Raw genomic sequence first — 18,291 nt, 5'->3', positions numbered from 1 at the left:
GAGGCGGGGGACGCGCAGACGTCCCCCGCCTCGGGGATCAGCGTTGGGCTCAGCCCTCGCTCAGGGGCTGGATGGCGATGGCCTCGTCCATCATGGCGTTGAAGTCATCCACGGTCATGGTGGAGAGCACGCTGTCGATGGCGTCCTTGAGGACGGTATTGCCCTTCATCACGGACACACCGATGTTGATGTCGCCCTCGTCGGCGGCAAAGTTGTCGTCAGAGTCGGTAAAGTCCAGGATCTTCATGTCGGGATAGGCGGCCACGGCGCCCATGGCGGTGGGCATGTCGGTGCAGATGAAGTCCACGGTGCCGGTCTCCAGGGCCATCAGCATGGCGGGAGCGGTCTCGGCGGCGGGCTGGATCTGGGCGCCCTCGATCTGGGGCAGCATGGAGTCATACCAGATGGTGGCGATCTGAGCGGTGCAGGAGCCGCCGGAGAGATCGCTGATGCCCTGGGCGCCGGCAAAGGCGCTGTCGGACTTGGTGACGCAGACGATGGAGGCATAGTAGTAGGGGCCGGCGAAGTCCACCTGCTCCATGCGGTCGGCGGTCATGGACTGACCGGCGATGACGGCGTCATAGATGCCGGACTGGACGCCGGGCACCAGGGAGTCCCAGTCGGTGCGGACCACTTCCAGCTCCCAGCCGTTGGCCTCGCAGATCTTCTTGGCCATCATCACGTCGTAGCCGTTGGCGAACTCGCTGGAGTCCTTGATGGGCACGGCGCCGTTGGAGTCGTCGCTCTGGGTCCAGTTGTAGGGGGCGTAGGCGCACTCCATGGCGATGGTCAGCACGCCGTCCTCCACGCCGGAGGCGATCTCACCGGTCTCGGTGCCGGTCTCAGAACTGGTTTCAGTCTCGGCGTCAGCGGTGGTGTCCTCAGCGGCAGTGTCGCCGCTGCCGCCGCAGGCGGCCAGGGACAGGGTCATGGCCAGGGCCATGAGCAGGGTCAAAAACTTCTTCATTTCAATCACCTTTCCAATTTCCGGATTTTGCGGCGGCGGGACGCGCCGTCTCCTCCGCTGCCGCCGTGGGGGAGGGGACGAAAAAATGGACCGCTCTGTCAAGCGGTCCATGGAGAAGGCGGAATGACGCAGTGATTCCGACGACAGCCATTGATAGCGCTTCACAAAGGTTTGTGACAGTCCGGCGGGTCTTTCCCGACGGCCCAGCACCCCGGACCCAGGCAGGTCCGAAGCACTTCGGCGATGTCCCCTTTTCCCTGCGGCGGCTGCCTGGCCTTGCCGTGGGGTACTGATGGACCTCGCGCCTCTATCTCAGCGATCCAATTTTGAGGGTATCCTATCATGTTCCGGAGGCGGTGTCAACTGCCATTGCCGGCAAAGATGCAAAATTTGTATATTCTGCGGCGAAATTTCCCTATGCGTGCCGGCGGGGCTGTGCTATAATAACCGCAATCTGCACGGATTTTGACCGCAGCCCGGCCTTCGCGCGCCGGGAATTGGGAAAGGAGAGAGGATATGCAGGCAGTGGAGCTTGCCATTCTGGACTGGATCCAGCAGACGCTGCGATGCGGCTTTCTGGACGCAGTGCTGCCCGCGATCACCCGGCTCAGCGACCACGGGGAGATCTGGATTTTGCTGGCGGCGGTGCTGCTGCTGACAAAAAAATACCGCTGGGCGGGAGTCTGCGTGGCGTTGGCTCTGGTGCTGGACCTGGCGGTGTGCAACGGCTTTTTAAAGCCCCTGGTGGGCCGAATTCGGCCCTGCGCGGTGAATACCGCCGTGGACCTGCTGGTCCCGCCGCCGGGGGACGCCTCCTTCCCTTCGGGTCACACCGCGGCCTCCTTCACGGCGGTGACGGCCCTGGCCCTGGCGGGCGGCGCGCCCAGGTGGCTGCGGTGGGCGGCCCTGGCCCTGGCGGTAGTGATCGCCCTGTCCCGGCTCTACCTCTACGTCCACTGGCCCACCGACGTGCTGGGCGGCGCGCTGTTGGGCGCGGTGCTGGGCTGGGCCGGCGCCCGGATCACGGCAGCGGCCCGGAGGAAGCTGGCCAGGACATAAAGGAAAAAAGACGAGAGATGCCCAAATGTCGGGTATCTCTCGTCTTTTTCAGCATTCCGGGTGTTCCTCACCCTCCGGGGTCCGGAGGAACTTCTTCACGGCGAAGATGACCGCCACGGCGGCCACGCCCAGCAGCGTATCCAAAGCGCCGCTGTGGCTGATGATCATCTGCCGGACGATGGTGAACAGCAGCACGTCGATGACGGCCGCGGCGGAGTGCAGCGCCAGCATCTTGACGAACTCCAGCCCCATCACCAGCAGCAGGGCGCTGGAGAAGAAATTCCCCAGGCTGAAGGATGCAGGGGCGGTCAGCAGGGTCTTGCCGGTGCTCCACAGCAGCAGCGCGCCGCCGCAGACGATTACCGCCAGAATGACGGCTGCCACCGCCAGCTCCAGGGCCCGGGCGGCTTTGAGAATGGTGTTGTGGTGTTTCATGGTCTCTCCTTTGCGGGGCCCGACGGGCGGGCCGTGCTGGATCCAGTGTATCAGAAATCCGCCGTTCGTCAAGACGGGACCCGGCGGTCAGCGGACGGCCTCCAGAATGGGCAGCAGGGCGCCGCTGTCGAAAAAGTCCACCGCCTTTCCGTAGGTCTCCAGGATCCCCCGGGTCTCGGCGGTCTGCTTTTCCGCAGGAAGGCGGCTGACCTGCCGGTACAGCAGGGCCATCATGGCCCGGTGCCGGAGGCTCAGGCGGCTGTAATCGATGCCGCCCCGCAGGTGGAACAGGATGGCGCGGTCCCAGACGCGCTGCGGCACCTGGCGGCGGAGCGAGCGCCGGATGGAGCGGATGTTCTCCGGGTCCGCCACGTCGGCCAGGCCCACGGTGACGATGACCATGGCGGTGTCCGGCGGCAGCGCCGCGGCGGTCTGCCGCAGGCCCTTGACCCCGCCTGCGTACAGCCCGCCGAAGTAAATGACCCGCTCACAGGCGGACAGGTCCGCACCGGCCCCGAAGCTGGCCGCGGGGAAACCCGTCATGCGGGAAAACGCCTCCGCGTATCGTCTGGCAGAGCCGTACTGGCTGCCGTACAGGATCACACTGCCCATGATTAACCCTCCCCACGTTCTGTTCTCCGGCATTGTACCATGTCCGGAAGCGTGCCGCAATGCCTTGCGCTGGGGCGCCGGATGGGGTATACTATAATATCTGTGAAATTCCAATGGGGAGGCGCACATCATGAAGCTCATGGTCATCGACGGCAACAGCATCCTGAACCGGGCCTACTACGGCATCCGGCCGCTCACCACCCGGGACGGGCTGTACACCCACGCCGTGTTCGGCTTTTTCACCACGCTGCTGCGGCTGCGGGAGGAGGAGCAGCCCGACGCGGTGTGCGTCACCTTCGATGTCCACGCCCCCACCTTCCGCCACACGGCGGACGCCGCCTATAAGGCCACCCGCAAGCCCATGCCCGAGGAGCTGCGGGTCCAGGTGCCGGTTTTGAAGGAGGCCCTGGACGCGCTGAACATCCCCCGCTACGAGCTGGCGGGCTGGGAGGCCGACGACCTGATCGGCACCATCTCCCGCAGGTGCGAGGCGGACGGCTGGGACTGCGTGGTGGTCACCGGCGACAAGGACAGCCTCCAGCTCATCACCGACCACACCAAGGTGAAGCTGGTCTCCACCCGCATGGGGCAGACCACCACCAAGGACATGACCCCCGAGACCTTCCGGGAGCAATATGGCTTCGATCCCATCCACATGATCGACCTCAAGGCCCTCATGGGGGACAGCTCCGACAACATCCCCGGCGTCCCCGGCGTGGGGGAAAAGACCGCCATGGATCTCATCCAGAAGTATGTCAGCATCGACGCGCTGTATGCCGCCATGCCGGATGTGGAGGCCAAGCCCGCCGCGATCAAGAAGCTGGCGGCGGGGGAGGAGAGCGCCCGGCACTCCTACTGGCTGGCCACCATCGTCACCGACGCGCCGCTGGACTTCTCCCCGGAGGAAAACCGGGTACAGGCCCCCGGCCCGGAGGCATACCCGCTGTTTTTGCGGCTGGAGTTCACCAAGCTTATCGAAAAGCTGGGCCTGACGGCGGAGGCGGCGCCGGAAGCGGCGCAGGCGCCCGCGGACTTCACCGTGACCGTGGAGCAGGTGACGGAGCCCGGACAGGCGGAAAAACTGCTGGACCTCTGGCGGCAGGCGGACCATGTGTCGCTGCTGGCCCTGCCGGACCTGACCGGCGTGTCGGTGGTCTGCGGGACCGGGGCGCACAGCGCCGTGACGGCGGAGCTGTTCTTCGACAAGTACCAGGGGGACTGGAACGCCCTGCTGGGCGCCCTGTTCTCCGCTGATATCAGAAAAGTTTCCCACAATGTGAAGGACCTGATGGGCCTGCTGCTGGAAAACGGACTTCCCGCTGAGGGCTTCGTGTTCGACACGGCCCTGGCGGCCTATCTGCTGGACGCCACGGCGGGCAGCTACGATCTCCAGCGGCTGTACGTGGCCTATTTCAACGCGGAGCTGCCTAAGCCGGCGTACCTGGACAAGGACGCCTTCTCCCTGCTGGGGGACGCGGCCGCCGCGGAGGCCAGCTTCGACAACTACGCCGCCGCCGTGGACGGCCTGTACCAGGCGTTGGCACCCAGGCTCCGGGAGAAGGGGCTCTGGGAGCTGTTTGAGACGGCGGAGCTGCCGCTGTGCCGGGTACTGGCGGAGATGGAGCGGACCGGCTGCCGGGTGGACAAGGGGGCTCTGGTGGCCTTCGGGGAGATGCTCTCCGCCCGCATCGCCGCCCAGGAGAAGGCCGTCTACGACATGGCCGGTGAGGAATTCAACATCAACTCCCCCAAGCAGCTGGGCCAGATCCTCTTCGGCAAGCTGGGCCTGCCCCACGGGAAAAAGACCAAGACCGGCTGGTCCACCAACGCCGATGTGCTGGAAAAGCTCCGCTACGAGGCCCCTATCGTGGGGGCGGTGCTGGAGTACCGGCAGTTCGCCAAGCTCAAATCCACCTACGCCGACGGCCTTCTGAAAGCGCTGGACAGCGACGGCCGGATCCGCACCTCCTTCCAGATGACGGTGACAGCCACCGGGCGCCTCAGTTCCACGGAGCCCAACCTCCAGAACATCCCCACCCGGACGGACCTGGGCAGCGAGATCCGGAGGATGTTCATTCCCGCCGATGGCTGCGTCCTGGTGGACGCGGACTACTCCCAGATCGAGCTGCGGCTCCTGGCCCACATCTCCGGCGACGAGGCCATGCGCTCCGCCTTCCGCTCCGGCGGGGATTTCCACGCCGAGACGGCGGCCAAGGTGTTCCACGTGGACCCGGCCGACGTGACCGCAGAGATGCGCCGCCGGGCAAAGGCGGTGAACTTCGGCATCGTCTACGGCATCTCCGCCTTCTCCCTGGGCCAGGACATCGGCGTCACCGTGGCCGAGGCCAAGGACTATATGGAGGCGTACTTCGCCACCTTCCCCGGCGTGCGCCGGTACATGGACGCCGTGGTGGAAAAGGCCAAGGAGACCGGCTATGTGGAGACCATCTTCCACCGGCGGCGGGAGCTGCCGGAGCTGAAGTCCTCCAACTTCAATCTCCGCTCCTTCGGCGAGCGGGTGGCGCTGAACATGCCCATCCAGGGCACGGCGGCGGACATCATGAAGCTGGCTATGATCGCCGTGTGGAAGCGGCTGAAGGCGGAGCACCCCGCCGCCCGGCTGGTGCTCCAGGTCCACGACGAGCTGATCGTGGAGTGCCCCGCGGCCGAGGCGGAGGCTGTGGCCCGCGCCGTGGAGGAGGAGATGGAGCGGGTGGTGTCCCTCTCCGTGCCCCTGACGGCGGAGGCCCACTGGGGCCGCAACTGGCTGGAGGCCAAGGGATGAAGCGTCTGTATCTCATCGGCGGGCCCATGGGTGTGGGCAAGACGGCCGCCTGCCGGTGTTTGCAAAAGAGGCTGGAGCGCAGCGTGTTCCTGGACGGGGACTGGTGCTGGGATGCCTATCCCTTCCAGGTGACGGAGGAGACGAAGGCCATGGTGCTGGACAACATCGCCCATGTACTGAACAACTTCCTCCGCTGCTCCGCCTATGACCATGTGCTCTTCTGCTGGGTATTGCACCGGCGGGAGATCTGGGAGGAGCTGCTGTCCCGGCTGGACACGGGTGGCTGCGCCGTGGTAAAGACCGCGCTGACCTGTTCCCCGGAGGACCTGACGGCCCGGTTGGAGAGGGACGTGGCCGCCGGACTGCGTGCCCCGGACGCTTTGGAGCGGAGCCTCGCCTACCTGCCGCTGTACGGCGCCCTGGGCGTCCGGCTGCTGGACACCACTGCCCTGACGCCGGAGGAGACCGCCTCCGCGATCCTGGAGGCGGCGGGATGAAAAAGCTGGTGATTTTGCTGGGCGTGGCGGGGGCGTCCCTCTCCGCCGTGTTCACCCGCTGGTCCACGGCCCCGGCCCTGGTGCTGGCGCTGTACCGCATGGCCCTCTCCACCGCCATCATGGCCGTTCCGGTCCTGGTTCGGCGGCGGGAGCTGGCGGCCCTGACCCGCCGGGACGTGGCGCTGTGCCTGGTCAGCGGAGTGTTTCTGGGTCTCCATTTCACCGCCTACTTCGCGGCTCTGGAGCGGACCTCCATCGCCGCGGCGGTGGTGCTGGTGGATACGGAGGCGCTGTTCGTGGCCCTGGCCTCCGCGGCGGTGCTGGGCCAGCGGCTGCCGGGAAAGGCCTGGGCCGCCGTGGCACTGGCCTTCTGCGGTGCGGCCGTGGTGGCCATGGGGGACAGCGCCGGAGGCGGCGCCCTGACGGGGGACCTGATCGCCCTGTCCGGCGCGGCCGCGGTGGCGGTCTACACCATGATCGGCGCGGTCTGCCGCCGGAGACTGTCCACGGAGGTGTACACCTTCCTGGTGTATCTGGCTGCGTCGGCATCGCTGCTGGCGGCGGCCCTTGTGAGCGGCACGCCGGTGACGGGTCACGGCGGTGTCAACTTCCTGACGGCCCTGGGCATGGCGGTGTGCTGCACCCTGCTGGGCCACAACGTGTTCAGCTGGGGGCTCAAGTACCTGCCCGCGGCCTTCATCTCCACCGCCAAGCTGATGGAGCCGGTGCTGGCGGCGGTGTGGGGCCTGCTGATCTTCGGCGAGCGCCCCGGCGGGGCCACCCTTCTGGGCGGCGCCGCCGTCGTGGGCGGCATCGCCCTGTACATCCGTGCCTCGGCGTCGCCGGAGGCGGAAAGGAATCAACGATGAGACAAGCAATGCACGTGCGGGTGGTGCCCATGACGGCGGACCACCTGGATGAGATCGCGGAGCTGGAGCGGATCTGCTTCCCGGACCCCTGGTCCCGGAACATGCTGGCAGAGGAGCTGGACAACGCCCTGTCCGCCTTTCTGGTGGCCCTGGATGATGCGGGCCGGGTGGCCGGGTATGCCGGGCTCCAGGTGGTGCTGGACGAGGGCACCATCACCAACATCGCCGTACGGCCGGAGTACCGCCGCCAGGGCGTGGCCCATCAGCTGCTGGATGTGTTTATGAACTTTGCCCGGGGCAACCGTCTGGCCTTTTTGACCCTGGAGGTCCGCTCCTCCAACTACGGGGCCATCGCCCTGTACGGAGAGCTGGGCTTCCGCTCCGTGGGCCGGCGAAAGAACTACTACGAGCATCCCCGGGAGGATGCCATCATCATGACGAAGGAGTTTGACTATGGAACTGAGACTGCCGAATCTGGAGCAGCTGGAGATGGTGTATGAGCGGGACCTGCGGGTTTCCTTTCCTGCGGCGGAGCTGAAGCCGCTGCACATTATCCGCCGGATGCTGGATGATGGGGTCTATCGCCCCTGGTGTCTGTTTGACGGGGACAAGATCATCGGAGAGTGCTTTTTGTGGCTGGGGGAGCCCGGCTGGGCGCTGCTGGACTATCTGTGCGTGAGCCCTGCTTACCGCAACGGAGGGACCGGCGCACTGATTCTGGAGAAAATGCAGGAGAAGGAGCGGGGAACCGTGATCCTCGGAGAGAGCGAGGAACCTCGTTTTGCGCCGGACCCGGCTATGGCGGAACGGCGCCTTGGCTTTTACGACCGCAATGGCGCCCGGATTGCCGGATATGATACGGAGATGTTCGGCGTGCCGTACAAAACTCTGTACTGGTCGGCGGAGCCGCTGCCTGATCAGCAGCTTATGGAGGCGCACAGAACGATTTATCTGCGCAGGTTCTCCCCGGAGAAATATGCGAAATACGTCCGCATTCCCCGGCAGCCTGATGCAGCGCCGCTGGATAAAGTGGCATGGAACGAATGAGGAGATGACGAAACCATGAAGATCCTGGCTTTTGAGTCCTCCTGCGACGAGACCGCCGTGGCGGTGGTGGAAAATGGGCGTACGGTCCTCTCTGACGCCATTGCCTCCCAGGCAGATATGCACGCGCTGTACGGCGGCGTGGTGCCCGAGATCGCATCCCGCAAGCACGTGGAGGCGATCTGCGCCCTGACAGAGCAGGCCCTGCGGGACGCGGGCTGCACCCGTTCGGACATCGACGCCGTGGCCGTCACTTACGCCCCGGGCCTCATCGGCGCCGTGCTGGTGGGACTGAGCTTTGCCAAGTCTGTGGCCTGCGCCCTGGGGGTACCTCTGATCCCGGTTCACCATGTCCGGGGCCACATCGCCGCCAACTATCTGGCCTTTCCGGAGCTGGAGCCGCCTTTCCTGGCTCTGGCCATCTCCGGCGGCAACACGCTGATCGTGGACGTGCGGGATTACACGGATATGGAGATCCTGGGGTCCACCCGGGATGACGCGGCAGGGGAATGCTTTGATAAGGCAGCCCGGGTGCTGGGCCTGCCCTATCCCGGCGGCGCCCCCATGGATGCCCTGGCCAAGCAGTCTCAGGGCGGCGTGTACCATCTGCCCCACGCCCATGTGGACGGGGCGGAGTTGGACATGAGTTTTTCCGGACTGAAAACGGCGGTGGTGAACCTGGCCCACCACGCCCAGCAGGTGGGGGAGGAACTGGACCGGGCGGCCCTGGCCCGGGATTTTGCCCAGGCTGTCAGCGACACTCTGGTGCCCCGGGCCATGGAAGCAGCCCGCCGGAGCGGCCGTACCATCATTGCCGCCGCTGGCGGCGTAGCGGCAAACTCCGTGATCCGGGGAGACTTGGAGCGGGCCTGCGCCAAAGCGGGGTACAAGCTGTATCTGCCGCCCCTGCGGCTGTGCGGCGACAACGGCGCCATGATCGGCGCCCAGGGGTACTATGAGTACTTGGCGGGCCACACGGCGGGCATGGAATTGAACGCCTATGCCACCCGGGACATCTCCGAATAAAACAGGCGGCCGTTTGGCCGCTTGTTTTTTTGCCCGGAACGGCAGCCGGAAAAGACAGAATTCCTGCTTTTTTTGCAGACCATTCGAAAAAGCGATGCAAAAAAGAGATGTCCAGAGGAAAACGAAAAAGAATATGGAGAAAGTCAAGAAGCAAAAAATATTATGTAAAATAATTGGCAATTTTTCAGAAGGAGAAAAGAGGAATAGAGCAAATTCCATATTTTAGAAAAAATTTAAAATTATATTGAAAATAAAAGGAAAATTAGATGTTGAAAACATGGTGGAAAATGTGAATAACTCGTTGTAGTGCCTGGTTATTAAAAAAATTATGTAAATGTAATTTGATGGAAAAAGCAAAGAGAATAGAAAAAATGATCGGGAAAAACCACAAAAAATGTCGACTGAAACAGGGTAAAACAGGCGCTTTCATGAGAGGGGATCAATGCTTTTTTCTGTGAAAGAACAAAAAATCTACAAAATGACAGAGGAAAAATTGCAGGAAAACCTTCAAAAATACGATTTGTAATCAAAAGGAGGCGGGATTTGCGGAACCAGCGGCCCGGGAAATAGGTGTTGACGCTACGTGTAAAATATGCTATACTTTCCTTCGCCTAAAAGTGCCTCCGCTTAAATGAATATTGATGCTAGTGTAGCTCAGTCGGTAGAGCAGCTGATTCGTAATCAGCAGGTCAGGTGTTCGAGTCACCCCACTAGCTCCACAGGGCGCCCCGAAAACAGCCGTTTTCGGGGCGTTTTGCTATGCAAAAAGTTCTCATTTTCAGAGGGCGGCAAGTTAGCGCCCCACACGCAGACCCACACGGGCGAAAAAACGTAGCGCACCGATAGGGAAGCTCGGCTTCCCGACCGGTGCGCTGTTCTGTTTAGGCGTTGGGGTATTATCTCACCTGCGCCATGAGGCTCCCCATGGTCTGCGCCGCCTCGTCCTGCTTTTGGCGGGTGGTGTGGGTGTAGGTCCGCAGGGTGAATCCGGCGTCGTAGTGTCCCAGCATGGCGGAGACGGTCTTGATGTCTACCCCGTTCTGGAGGGCCAGAGTGGCGAAGGTGTGCCGGAGATCGTGGAACCGGAGGTGCTCCAGGCCAGCGTCTTTGAGGATGCGCTGGTGGAGGGTGGCTACCGAGTCCGGATGGTACATGGCACCGGTGCGGGAGGAGGGGAAGAGCCAGGGATTGTCTGGGTGCTTGGCGTGTTCTCTCACCAGCAGCTCCACCGCTTCCTGTGGGATGGAGATCAGCCGGACGGAGTTCTCCGTCTTGGGGCGGGCCACGATGAGGTGGTTGTCCTCATCCTTGGTAGCCTGTTTGCTGACGGAGATGGTTTTTTCTGCGATATTCAGGTCCTCCCATCGCAGGGCCACCAGTTCGCCTTTGCGAATGCCGCTGACCAACTCCAGATAGAACATAGCCAGTGCCCCACGCCGTTCCGCCGCATCCAGATAGGCTTTCAGGTCCTCGGGCCGGAGCGTTTTCATCTCCTGGTGCTGGGCCTTGGGCACCACGCAGCTGTCGGCAGGGTTTCGGATCAGCAGCCGCTCCTTTACCGCCCGATCCAGGGCGCTGTGAAGCATGGTGTGGACGCCTCTTACTGTTGAGCCGCTGAGCCCCGGCTTCTTTTTCCTCTGCTGTTCCCGTGTCCGCCCGTTCTCAAGGAGGTCCTTGTACAGCTTTTGAATTTCCCGGCTGGTGAGCTTGTTCAGCTTGATGCTCCCGATCCGGGGAATCGTATATTCTTCCATGGCCCGGCGGTAGTAGCCAGCCGTGGAGGGGCGGATGTTGGGCTTGGCGTACAGCTCGAACCATAGCCGCAGCCACTCCGCTACGGTGTATTCTCCAGAGCGGGAGACGTCCAGTTGCTGGATCTCCGCGATGGCCACGGCCAGCTTGCTCTTGACCTCCGCCTGGGTCTTGCCCAGCACATTCTTGATGATCCGCTTGCCGTCCTGATCGTACCCGGCGGTGTACCGCCCTTCCCAGCGGCCATCTTTTCTCTTCCTGATGTTGCCTTCGCCGTTGGCCCTGCGTTTTGCCACTACTCTCCCCTCCTTCGCCGGAGGGCCTCACAGGCCCGCTGTTCCTCGTCATCATCGAAGGAGTACGAGGGAGCCAGTTCCGCCGCGATGCCCAGGCCTAGTTTCAATCCAGAGAGGAAACTCTCCAGAGAAGTCTCATCCCGCAGCTCGTTCTCCAGGTCTGCCAGCTTCAGCAGCTGTTCCTGCCCTCGCCGGTCCAGCGCTTGTCGAAGGTCGTGCTCGACTTTTGAGATTTGATCTCTGACCTCCCGGCACTCCGGCTCCTGACAGAACCGCTGATGCAGGGCCATCATGTAGTCCTTCATGCGTATCGCCTCCTCTATTCAGCGACACACAATACCCTAACTGGCGGAGAATAGCCAGGGTCAAAGGGCAGAATTATCAATTTGTTAAGAACTGCTTGGGCGTCTCTTTCTCCCGTCCCTTTTCTTTGATATAGCGACGCAAAGTCTGCCCGAAAAAGCCCCTCAATTCGCAGCGTCGGTGAAAAACGCCGGAACCGCTTGGGACCGTAACACCTTGCAATCCCACCACCGCGCTGAAAGACCGAAATCCCGAAAACCGACGTCGGTACCATAATCCCACAAAGCCCCGCACTGCGGGGCTTTGTGGGCGGGAGGTGGTCGCTAGCGACCACCTCCCTTTATCTAGTACTTTTTTCGGTCGGCTAAAAACGCCATATTTGACCCACAAAACCTCCGCTGTGGTATCGCTTCCCATGCTGTTTTCCTTCTGCAGATATCCTCGCAACCCTCCCTTGCCAACCTCCGCCCACACAGGCCGCACACGGCCCGCAACCGCTTCAGCGTCCCCCGGAGTGCCACCCCCTCCGCCAAAGCCCCACACAGCCCCTCACAGGCGGCAACGAGTGGCGGTATCGGGACCTTGTCGGGAATCCTACTCTTGCTGCAAAAGCGGGGCCTGAGTGACTGCCTGAACGGCATGGTAACCGCTTTGATCGATTCATCGAAAAGAGGGCGATTTGCTTCGGAGGCCGAATAAAGCAATTTGCAACGGAAAAGTGAGCCGGTTTCCCCTGGGTCTACCACCGGTGGATTGCCTTTTTTCAAGCGGCGCGGTACACTTTGGGCAAGAGGTGATTGACATGAACAAGGAACGGCTGGGTAATTTTATTGGAGACTGCCGCCGGGAGCTGGGCCTGACCCAACGGGAGCTGGCGGAAAAGGTCCATGTGACCAACAAGGCCGTCAGCAAGTGGGAGTGCGGTCTCAGTTACCCGGACGTGACGCTGCTGGAGCCCCTGGCGGCGGCCCTGGAGCTGCGGGTGGAGGAACTGATGGCCTGCCGGAGGCAGGCCGCACCGGACGGAGAGGAGGACCCTGTGAAGAACTTGCTGACCATTTCCGACGACAGCCTGAAGCGGGAGCGGCGGCGCAGCTGGGGCCGCGTGGCCGCGGCGCTGGTGCTGGTGATTGCGGCGGGGCTGGTGATTGGATACAATGCCCTGTATGTGACCGAGACCCGTACCCAGGAGCTGCTGCTGAAGGAGACCGTGGACGGAGCCAACTACTTCTATGTGAAGGAGGGAGACCACCTGCTGAAACTCCGTTGCGAAGGGGACGTGGACTTTGACGGCACCGTGATGGAGGACGAGTACGGAGCGGGGCTGGTCTATGCGCTGGAGTGCCGCTGGAACCGGCTAACTTATGAGGGAACCGTCACCGCCTGTACTGATACTGGCATGCAGGCCATCGGATCCATGATGGACCAGGTGGGCAGCACCATGGGCCTGGATGTGAACCCGGAGACGGGGGACGCCCTGTTCGGCTACGAAAGCGCATCGTTTGAGTTTCGGGACATCTACCCCAATCCCACCGGAGACGGCTTTCTCTACACCTACAACTTCTGGCGGATCGAAGGAGAGGACTGGTTTGCGGAGCGGTTGCTGACGGTGAAGGACTGCCTGGCCTTTACCGCGGCGGACTGGGACGGCGACGGCGTCACGGAGCTGCTGGTCCGCACCCGCTGGGCGGAAAAGCCCTACACGGTCTACGATTACGTGGACGGGGCCATCACGGAGACCTGGCCGGACACCCTGGACCCGGAATTGGCTCAGGATTTGCTAACGGACGTTGAGCGGGAGGAGCAGTTCCGGGAGCAGTTGCGTCAAGAGGGGGCGGAACCGGCGGCGGAACGGGACGATTCCGGTGATTTCGCCTTGTAAACGGAGGGGAGGCTCACTATGGAACAGATAAATCCCAGCGATCTCTGGCAGATGTGGGTCAGTTCAGAGCGGAAGATCGTGTCCTTTCACGCTGAGGTGGGATTCCGCCTGCTAGAGTTCCACAATCGGGAACTATTCCTGCGGTGTGTGGACCGCTATACCATGGAGCGGTATCGGTACCAGTAAGACGCTTGCCAGCAGGTGAGCCGCTATGATGGATACTACAGAACTGATAAAGATCCCTACGGCCGATCCCCTGGAGGCGCCCATGGCTATCGCCACCATCGTCTGGCTGACGGGCGCTGCCGCCATGGTACTCTACGGCGCGGTATCCCTGGTCCGGCTGCGCCAGCGGCTGGTGGGGGCGGTGCCCCTGGAGAGGGGTGTGTACCTGGCGGACCACATCGACACGCCCTTCGTGCTGGGACTGTTCCGGCCAAAGATCTATCTGCCCTCCGCCCTGCCGGAGGGGGAGCGGGGGTACATCCTGCTCCATGAGCGCAACCACATCCGGCGGCTGGACCATGCGGTGAAGCTGCTGGCGTTTTTGGCGCTGTGCATCCACTGGTTCAACCCGCTGGTGTGGCTCATGTTCGTACTACTGGGCAGGGACATGGAGATGAGCTGCGACGAGGCGGTGATGAGGAAGCTGGGCGAGGCCGTCCGGGCGGACTACTCCGCATCCCTCCTGCGCCTGGCCACCGGGCGGAAGATCATCGCCGGGGCGCCGTTGGCCTTCGGCGAGGGAGACACCCGGGACCGGGTGGTGAACGTGCTGAAGTGGAAGCGGCCCCGGCTGTGGGCGGTGCTGGCGGGGGCGGTGGTCTGCGCCGCGGTGATCGCCGCCTGCGCGGTCAACCCCGGGGAGGACAGCGGGGAAGCTCCGGGAGAGATGGCCGGCACCTACGCCAGCATGGAGGACTACGCCCAGGCCCGCATCCAGGAGATCCTGGACAGCAACAGCGTCACCTATGCCATCGCCGACGAAGGCGGCGCATATACCGGCCGGACCGTCACGGACACCGTGGAGGACGCCCGGGGAGAGGTGACTTTTCTGGGTTCGCTGGAGGGCCTGGATCCGGAGGGCAGGCTGGAAGCCTGGGTATTCTCCTGGGAAATCAAGCCCACCAATGCGCAAAACCATTCAATCTTTATTGCCGGCGGCGGGGGTGTGCTGGAGGACGGATTCTGCGACTTCGACCAGAGCGACCTGCTGGTGGTCCGCTGCTGCAACGATGATGGCCGCTATGAGATCCTCTGGCAGGAGACGGCACCGGAGCATATTGATTTCTCTGCTTACCGCAACAGCTATGAAGAGGCTCTCTACGACTGGTACGTGACGGAATACGGTCTGGACCTTCCTGTGTATGTGGAGGACTGGATCGACCGGGTGGAGGTCCCGGAGGGCGGAAGCCTGGGGAATTTCCCCGTCCACCGCTTTGACGGGGACGGCTGGTATCTCTACATTCCTGTGTCGGCCTGGGAACAGGTCCTGACGGAGGACCCGGATGCCCAGTGGCAATGGGCCTCCGCCTACGGCACCGGCGCCACGCTGCTGGTGGAGCAGATAGACGCCTCTCTGGAAGATCATCAAGCCGCCCTGGAGGGACAGGGCTTCGTTCCGGAGGACGGTGGGAAACTGGTGTGGGGCTACCCGGGAGGGAATATCCGCTGCTGGCTTTACGAGACCTCCGACGGCTGCCTGCGGGTGACCACCGACTATGATTCCAGCCGCATCACCGACTATCCCTATATCGCCATGCAGCCTCAAGTTTTGACCCTGATGGCGGAGAGCTTCACCCTGGATTTTCGCGTCACAGCCGCCGCAGAGTCTCAGCTATTCCTTGATGGTGCGCCTGTGGATCCGACAGAGCCTTTCACCCCGTCGGAGGACGAGGTCCTGGCGGCGCGGGAACTGGTGCTGGAGGGGATGTCTGAACAGGAAGCGGAAACGCTGACCCTTACCATGGCGAATGTGAATCTTTACCTTGAGAGTTTGTATATGAGGGAGAATATCTTTGGGGTATTGTCTGACCCTAACGCGCTGTATTGGAATTGCTTTCATGAGACTGGAGAAATTCAGATTGGATGGGCAGTTGATGGTGATGTCGATATGGAAGCTGTTTGCCAACAAGAAAATCTATCTGAACAAGAGTTTTACGAAGAATATGGGACTCCTGTTGTGATGGAGAATCAGTACGACGCCGACGATTTCATTGCTTTGATAGAGAAACTGAAAGAACCTGTTCAGAACGATGCCCTGAAAGCAGATCTGCAGGAGATCATGGAACTGATGGAACTGGCAAAAAACACCCATGTGATAGAATACGTCAACAGCATGTACAAAAAGATCCACGATCTGGACTACTTCCTGCTGCGGTATGGTCCCACCGATGTGGGGCCGTATGTGGAGGACGACTCCACCATCACCAAATACTACGACACGCTTTCCATATACCAATGAGCGGCGCCGGAGAGAGAAGGGAGGGACGAGAGATGGACACCGCACCGACTCAGGAACCGCCTCTGGAGACGGTCTGGCTGGATATGGAACACCGGGTGGCCTCCTTCCACCCGGTGGAGGGGTGGCAGAAGCAGAGCTTCCAGGTGCGGGAGTTTTTTCTGAGCTACCTCCACGCTCTGCAGGAGCAGGGATACCGCTTCCAGTGAGCCCCTGATTTTGGGGACGATTTCTTCATCTCGAACTTTCATGAACTGGATCGTATAGCTGGCCGGAATTTTGACGTTTTTTAGTCCAGTATGGCTCTGTTTATGTTAAAATATCAGTAGAACACGAGCATATATGATGCGGAGGTGTTTTTATGCGCCGCGGATTTCTTACACTTCTTCTTGCTGGCCTGATCCTGATCGCTGCGGGCTGCGGACAATCGGGAAACGCAGCACCTTCTGATGCAACGCAGATTCTTCCGGCGGAATCCGTTGATACCGGAAACCTGTTTTTGCTAGAACGGATGGAACATGCTTTCCTGCCAGACGGTGAAGCGGCCTCCGTTGCGCTCTACACCTCCGCGCAGGTCGCGTCGGACGGGCAAATGGGCTGGGACACCGGAGACCAGTGGACCCTTCTGGTGCAGCAGGAGGACCGGTCTTTCGTGCTGTTTGATGAATATGTCCAGTATGGCGAGGTGCAGTTCTGGGTCTCCGATCTCAATCCAGACGAAGTTGAAAGCCCGGAATCCGCTGACCTGGAGCACCACATCTATGTGATGGTCACCACCGATGTGGGCTTCACCATGTACGACTGCGTCTGGGACGGGGAGAACACCTGTTTTTGGAAGTCCGTTTCTCTCCAGCCGGATCACCAGTGGAGCACCCGGCACTCCAACAAGTACACGGTTCCGGCATCGCTGAGCGCATCCGCCGAACTGGGGATTTCTGACCTCCAGGAGATCCTTGCCGGGGCCGATCTGTCCACGGCGTCTCTCACCTTTTTTCACGGGGGAAGCGAGGACGCCTTTCCGGCTGGCGACGCCATCCGGGCCAAAAGCTACCTTGAAACATTGGGGGCATTTACCTGGGAGAGCGATCAGCCGCCTGTGGAGTGGGATGGGACCGATGACTACCGCTACCAGCTGACTATCCCCGGTGCGACCCTCACCGCCTACCAAAGCGGGTACAACAATGCCCGTCCCCTCCATGTGAAAACAGACCGCGGCGAGGGGTGGTTTATCCTGCCCTATATCGCGGGAGAACAGGGTGAGGCAGAGCAGGTCAGCTGGATGATCTACGACGCCTTTGACCAGTGGTATGGAGAGGCTCAGACCGCCGCCCTTTATGGCGGGGAGGGAAGTCCCCTCACGGCGGAGGAGTTGGATTGGTTTGAAAGCTATACCGTATCTTCCTGTGACAGCTATGACGCGGAGCGAAACATTCTGTTTGTGAGAGCAAGTCCCATCAGCTGTTTCTTCACCTCCCGATACCAAGACCCCCGGGACATGGCCGCAAGCGAGTTTTTATGGTATTGTCCCAAGCCGGACGGTCAGGAGCCGGTGGACGAGGCGGAGTTCCAGCTCATTCAAACGGTGTTGGACTGGCGGGGGGAGGACGGCCGCCTTCTCACGCTGGAGGAGCTGCCGACGCCTTGTCAGCGTCTGCCGCGAAGCCATATCAATGCAATCCTGACGCAGTACGCTGGCATCACCGTGGAGGAGATGCACACAAATTGGATGGAGGAGGCGCTCTACGTCCCGAAAACCGACTGCTTCTATACATTCAGCAGCGATTTCGGCCCCGGGACGTTCCTCCCGCGCTACGGCGAAAAAAACGGAAGCACCGTGACACTCTGGGAAGCGCCCAGCGCGGAAAGCGGAACTTCGGATATGTTGGTTCTCCAAAAGAGCGGAGAGGATTGGCGCATCCTTTCCCACGATTCCGCCGGGACTGTATAAGACGTTTCATAACCGCATCCTGAAAGAATGGGTCTGAAGATGTGTGAGCAGTTGGATTTGGACATCATATTTTGACCCTTTGATGGTTTCGAGATCGACCCACACCGCGACGCACGCGGGTGAACAAGAGGGGAAAGGCAGTGCCCTGAAAAGTTCCCTGACCTGCTGATTTTTGATGAAAAACGCCTTGAAACTCTTGTGCCGCAATGGCTTGCGGCCGGAATGGGTTTCGTAATCAGCAGGTCAGGTGTTCGAGTCACCCCACTAGCTCCATCTAGCCGCAACAATCTGAATCTCCTAGCCTGTTCGCTTAGAGTATCAGATTGTTGCGGCCTTTTTTCCTTCAAAAATTGGC

General features: G+C 61.6%; 17 protein-coding genes, 1 tRNA gene and 1 riboswitch. Of the genes, 13 read left to right on the top strand and 5 right to left on the bottom strand.

The genetic code is table 11. The features are described from left to right. Window positions 1–49: 49 nt before the first annotated feature. Window positions 50–967 (bottom strand): transporter substrate-binding domain-containing protein, encoded by a 918-nt coding sequence (locus tag ACVDHE_RS01350; RefSeq protein ID WP_213039003.1) that lies wholly within the window; start codon window positions 965–967, stop codon window positions 50–52. A 146-nt stretch (window positions 968–1,113) separates the two neighbouring features. Continuing rightward, window positions 1,114–1,285, bottom strand: a riboswitch (Lysine riboswitch). Between the two features lie 198 nt (window positions 1,286–1,483). Between ACVDHE_RS01350 and ACVDHE_RS01345 the strand changes: the two genes are divergently transcribed. Beyond that, complete coding sequence (locus ACVDHE_RS01345; protein WP_418726080.1) at window positions 1,484–2,026, top strand: phosphatase PAP2 family protein; 543 nt, start codon at window positions 1,484–1,486, stop codon at window positions 2,024–2,026. A 48-nt stretch (window positions 2,027–2,074) separates the two neighbouring features. Here ACVDHE_RS01345 and ACVDHE_RS01340 read toward each other — a convergent pair whose 3' ends face one another. Both ACVDHE_RS01340 and ACVDHE_RS01335 read right to left on the bottom strand, forming a co-directional pair. Next, window positions 2,075–2,461 carry a hypothetical protein gene (locus ACVDHE_RS01340; RefSeq protein ID WP_418726081.1) on the bottom strand — a complete coding sequence of 129 codons (387 nt, stop codon included), beginning with the start codon at window positions 2,459–2,461 and terminating at the stop codon, window positions 2,075–2,077. A gap of 87 nt (window positions 2,462–2,548) precedes the next feature. Beyond that, entirely contained in the window at window positions 2,549–3,073 is a 525-nt protein-coding gene (locus tag ACVDHE_RS01335; RefSeq protein ID WP_458885368.1) for a flavodoxin domain-containing protein, read from the bottom strand. A gap of 130 nt (window positions 3,074–3,203) precedes the next feature. Here ACVDHE_RS01335 and polA point away from each other — a divergent pair, with 130 nt between their 5' ends. The 7 genes from polA to ACVDHE_RS01300 all read left to right on the top strand — a co-directional run bounded on the left by polA (window position 3,204) and on the right by ACVDHE_RS01300 (window position 10,013). Beyond that, window positions 3,204–5,858, top strand: a complete 2,655-nt coding sequence (gene polA, locus ACVDHE_RS01330) for a DNA polymerase I (RefSeq protein WP_458885367.1) — start codon at window positions 3,204–3,206, stop codon at window positions 5,856–5,858. After that, complete coding sequence (locus ACVDHE_RS01325; protein ID WP_458885366.1) at window positions 5,855–6,355, top strand: AAA family ATPase; 501 nt, start codon at window positions 5,855–5,857, stop codon at window positions 6,353–6,355. The genes polA and ACVDHE_RS01325 overlap by 4 nt, the downstream gene beginning before the upstream one ends. Then, complete coding sequence (locus ACVDHE_RS01320; RefSeq protein WP_458885365.1) at window positions 6,352–7,224, top strand: DMT family transporter; 873 nt, start codon at window positions 6,352–6,354, stop codon at window positions 7,222–7,224. Before ACVDHE_RS01325 ends, ACVDHE_RS01320 begins: the two co-directional genes overlap by 4 nt. Next, complete coding sequence (rimI, locus tag ACVDHE_RS01315; protein ID WP_458885364.1) at window positions 7,221–7,724, top strand: ribosomal protein S18-alanine N-acetyltransferase; 504 nt, start codon at window positions 7,221–7,223, stop codon at window positions 7,722–7,724. Before ACVDHE_RS01320 ends, rimI begins: the two co-directional genes overlap by 4 nt. Beyond that, window positions 7,678–8,271: a GNAT family N-acetyltransferase gene (locus tag ACVDHE_RS01310; protein ID WP_325284966.1), complete on the top strand. Its 594-nt coding sequence runs from the start codon at window positions 7,678–7,680 to the stop codon at window positions 8,269–8,271. Before rimI ends, ACVDHE_RS01310 begins: the two co-directional genes overlap by 47 nt. Window positions 8,272–8,286: 15 nt before the next feature. Continuing rightward, on the top strand, window positions 8,287–9,294 hold the full coding sequence (tsaD, locus tag ACVDHE_RS01305; RefSeq protein ID WP_213038994.1) for a tRNA (adenosine(37)-N6)-threonylcarbamoyltransferase complex transferase subunit TsaD: 1,008 nt from the start codon (window positions 8,287–8,289) through the stop codon (window positions 9,292–9,294). Between the two features lie 643 nt (window positions 9,295–9,937). Beyond that, window positions 9,938–10,013: transfer RNA gene (locus ACVDHE_RS01300), tRNA-Thr, on the top strand. Window positions 10,014–10,190: 177 nt separating this feature from the next. Here ACVDHE_RS01300 and ACVDHE_RS01295 read toward each other — a convergent pair. Together ACVDHE_RS01295 and ACVDHE_RS01290 are read right to left on the bottom strand one after the other, a co-directional pair. Then, window positions 10,191–11,342, bottom strand: coding sequence for a tyrosine-type recombinase/integrase (locus ACVDHE_RS01295; protein WP_458885363.1), 1,152 nt, complete (start codon window positions 11,340–11,342; stop codon window positions 10,191–10,193). Beyond that, a complete protein-coding gene (locus ACVDHE_RS01290; RefSeq protein WP_458885362.1) occupies window positions 11,342–11,647 on the bottom strand; it encodes a DUF6809 family protein in 306 nt (101 codons plus the stop codon). The genes ACVDHE_RS01295 and ACVDHE_RS01290 overlap by 1 nt, the downstream gene beginning before the upstream one ends. 800 nt (window positions 11,648–12,447) lie before the next feature. On the opposite strand from ACVDHE_RS01290, the gene ACVDHE_RS01285 reads away from it, so the two are divergent. From ACVDHE_RS01285 to ACVDHE_RS01265, 5 genes are all read left to right on the top strand, one after another. Beyond that, window positions 12,448–13,527: a helix-turn-helix domain-containing protein gene (locus ACVDHE_RS01285; RefSeq protein WP_458885361.1), complete on the top strand. Its 1,080-nt coding sequence runs from the start codon at window positions 12,448–12,450 to the stop codon at window positions 13,525–13,527. Window positions 13,528–13,545: 18 nt separating this feature from the next. Continuing rightward, window positions 13,546–13,713, top strand: a complete 168-nt coding sequence (locus ACVDHE_RS01280) for a hypothetical protein (protein ID WP_458885360.1) — start codon at window positions 13,546–13,548, stop codon at window positions 13,711–13,713. Between the two features lie 25 nt (window positions 13,714–13,738). Continuing rightward, window positions 13,739–15,991 carry a M56 family metallopeptidase gene (locus ACVDHE_RS01275; protein WP_458885359.1) on the top strand — a complete coding sequence of 751 codons (2,253 nt, stop codon included), beginning with the start codon at window positions 13,739–13,741 and terminating at the stop codon, window positions 15,989–15,991. Between the two features lie 32 nt (window positions 15,992–16,023). Continuing rightward, entirely contained in the window at window positions 16,024–16,197 is a 174-nt protein-coding gene (locus tag ACVDHE_RS01270) for a hypothetical protein (RefSeq protein ID WP_458885358.1), read from the top strand. A 302-nt stretch (window positions 16,198–16,499) separates the two neighbouring features. Further along, complete coding sequence (locus ACVDHE_RS01265) at window positions 16,500–17,936, top strand: hypothetical protein (RefSeq protein ID WP_458885357.1); 1,437 nt, start codon at window positions 16,500–16,502, stop codon at window positions 17,934–17,936. Window positions 17,937–18,291: the final 355 nt, after the last annotated feature.

It is taken from the genome of Dysosmobacter sp. Phy (assembly GCF_054476235.1).
The sequence above is the reverse complement of the archived record's forward strand: the minus strand, read 5'-3'. Positions and strand labels throughout refer to the sequence as shown.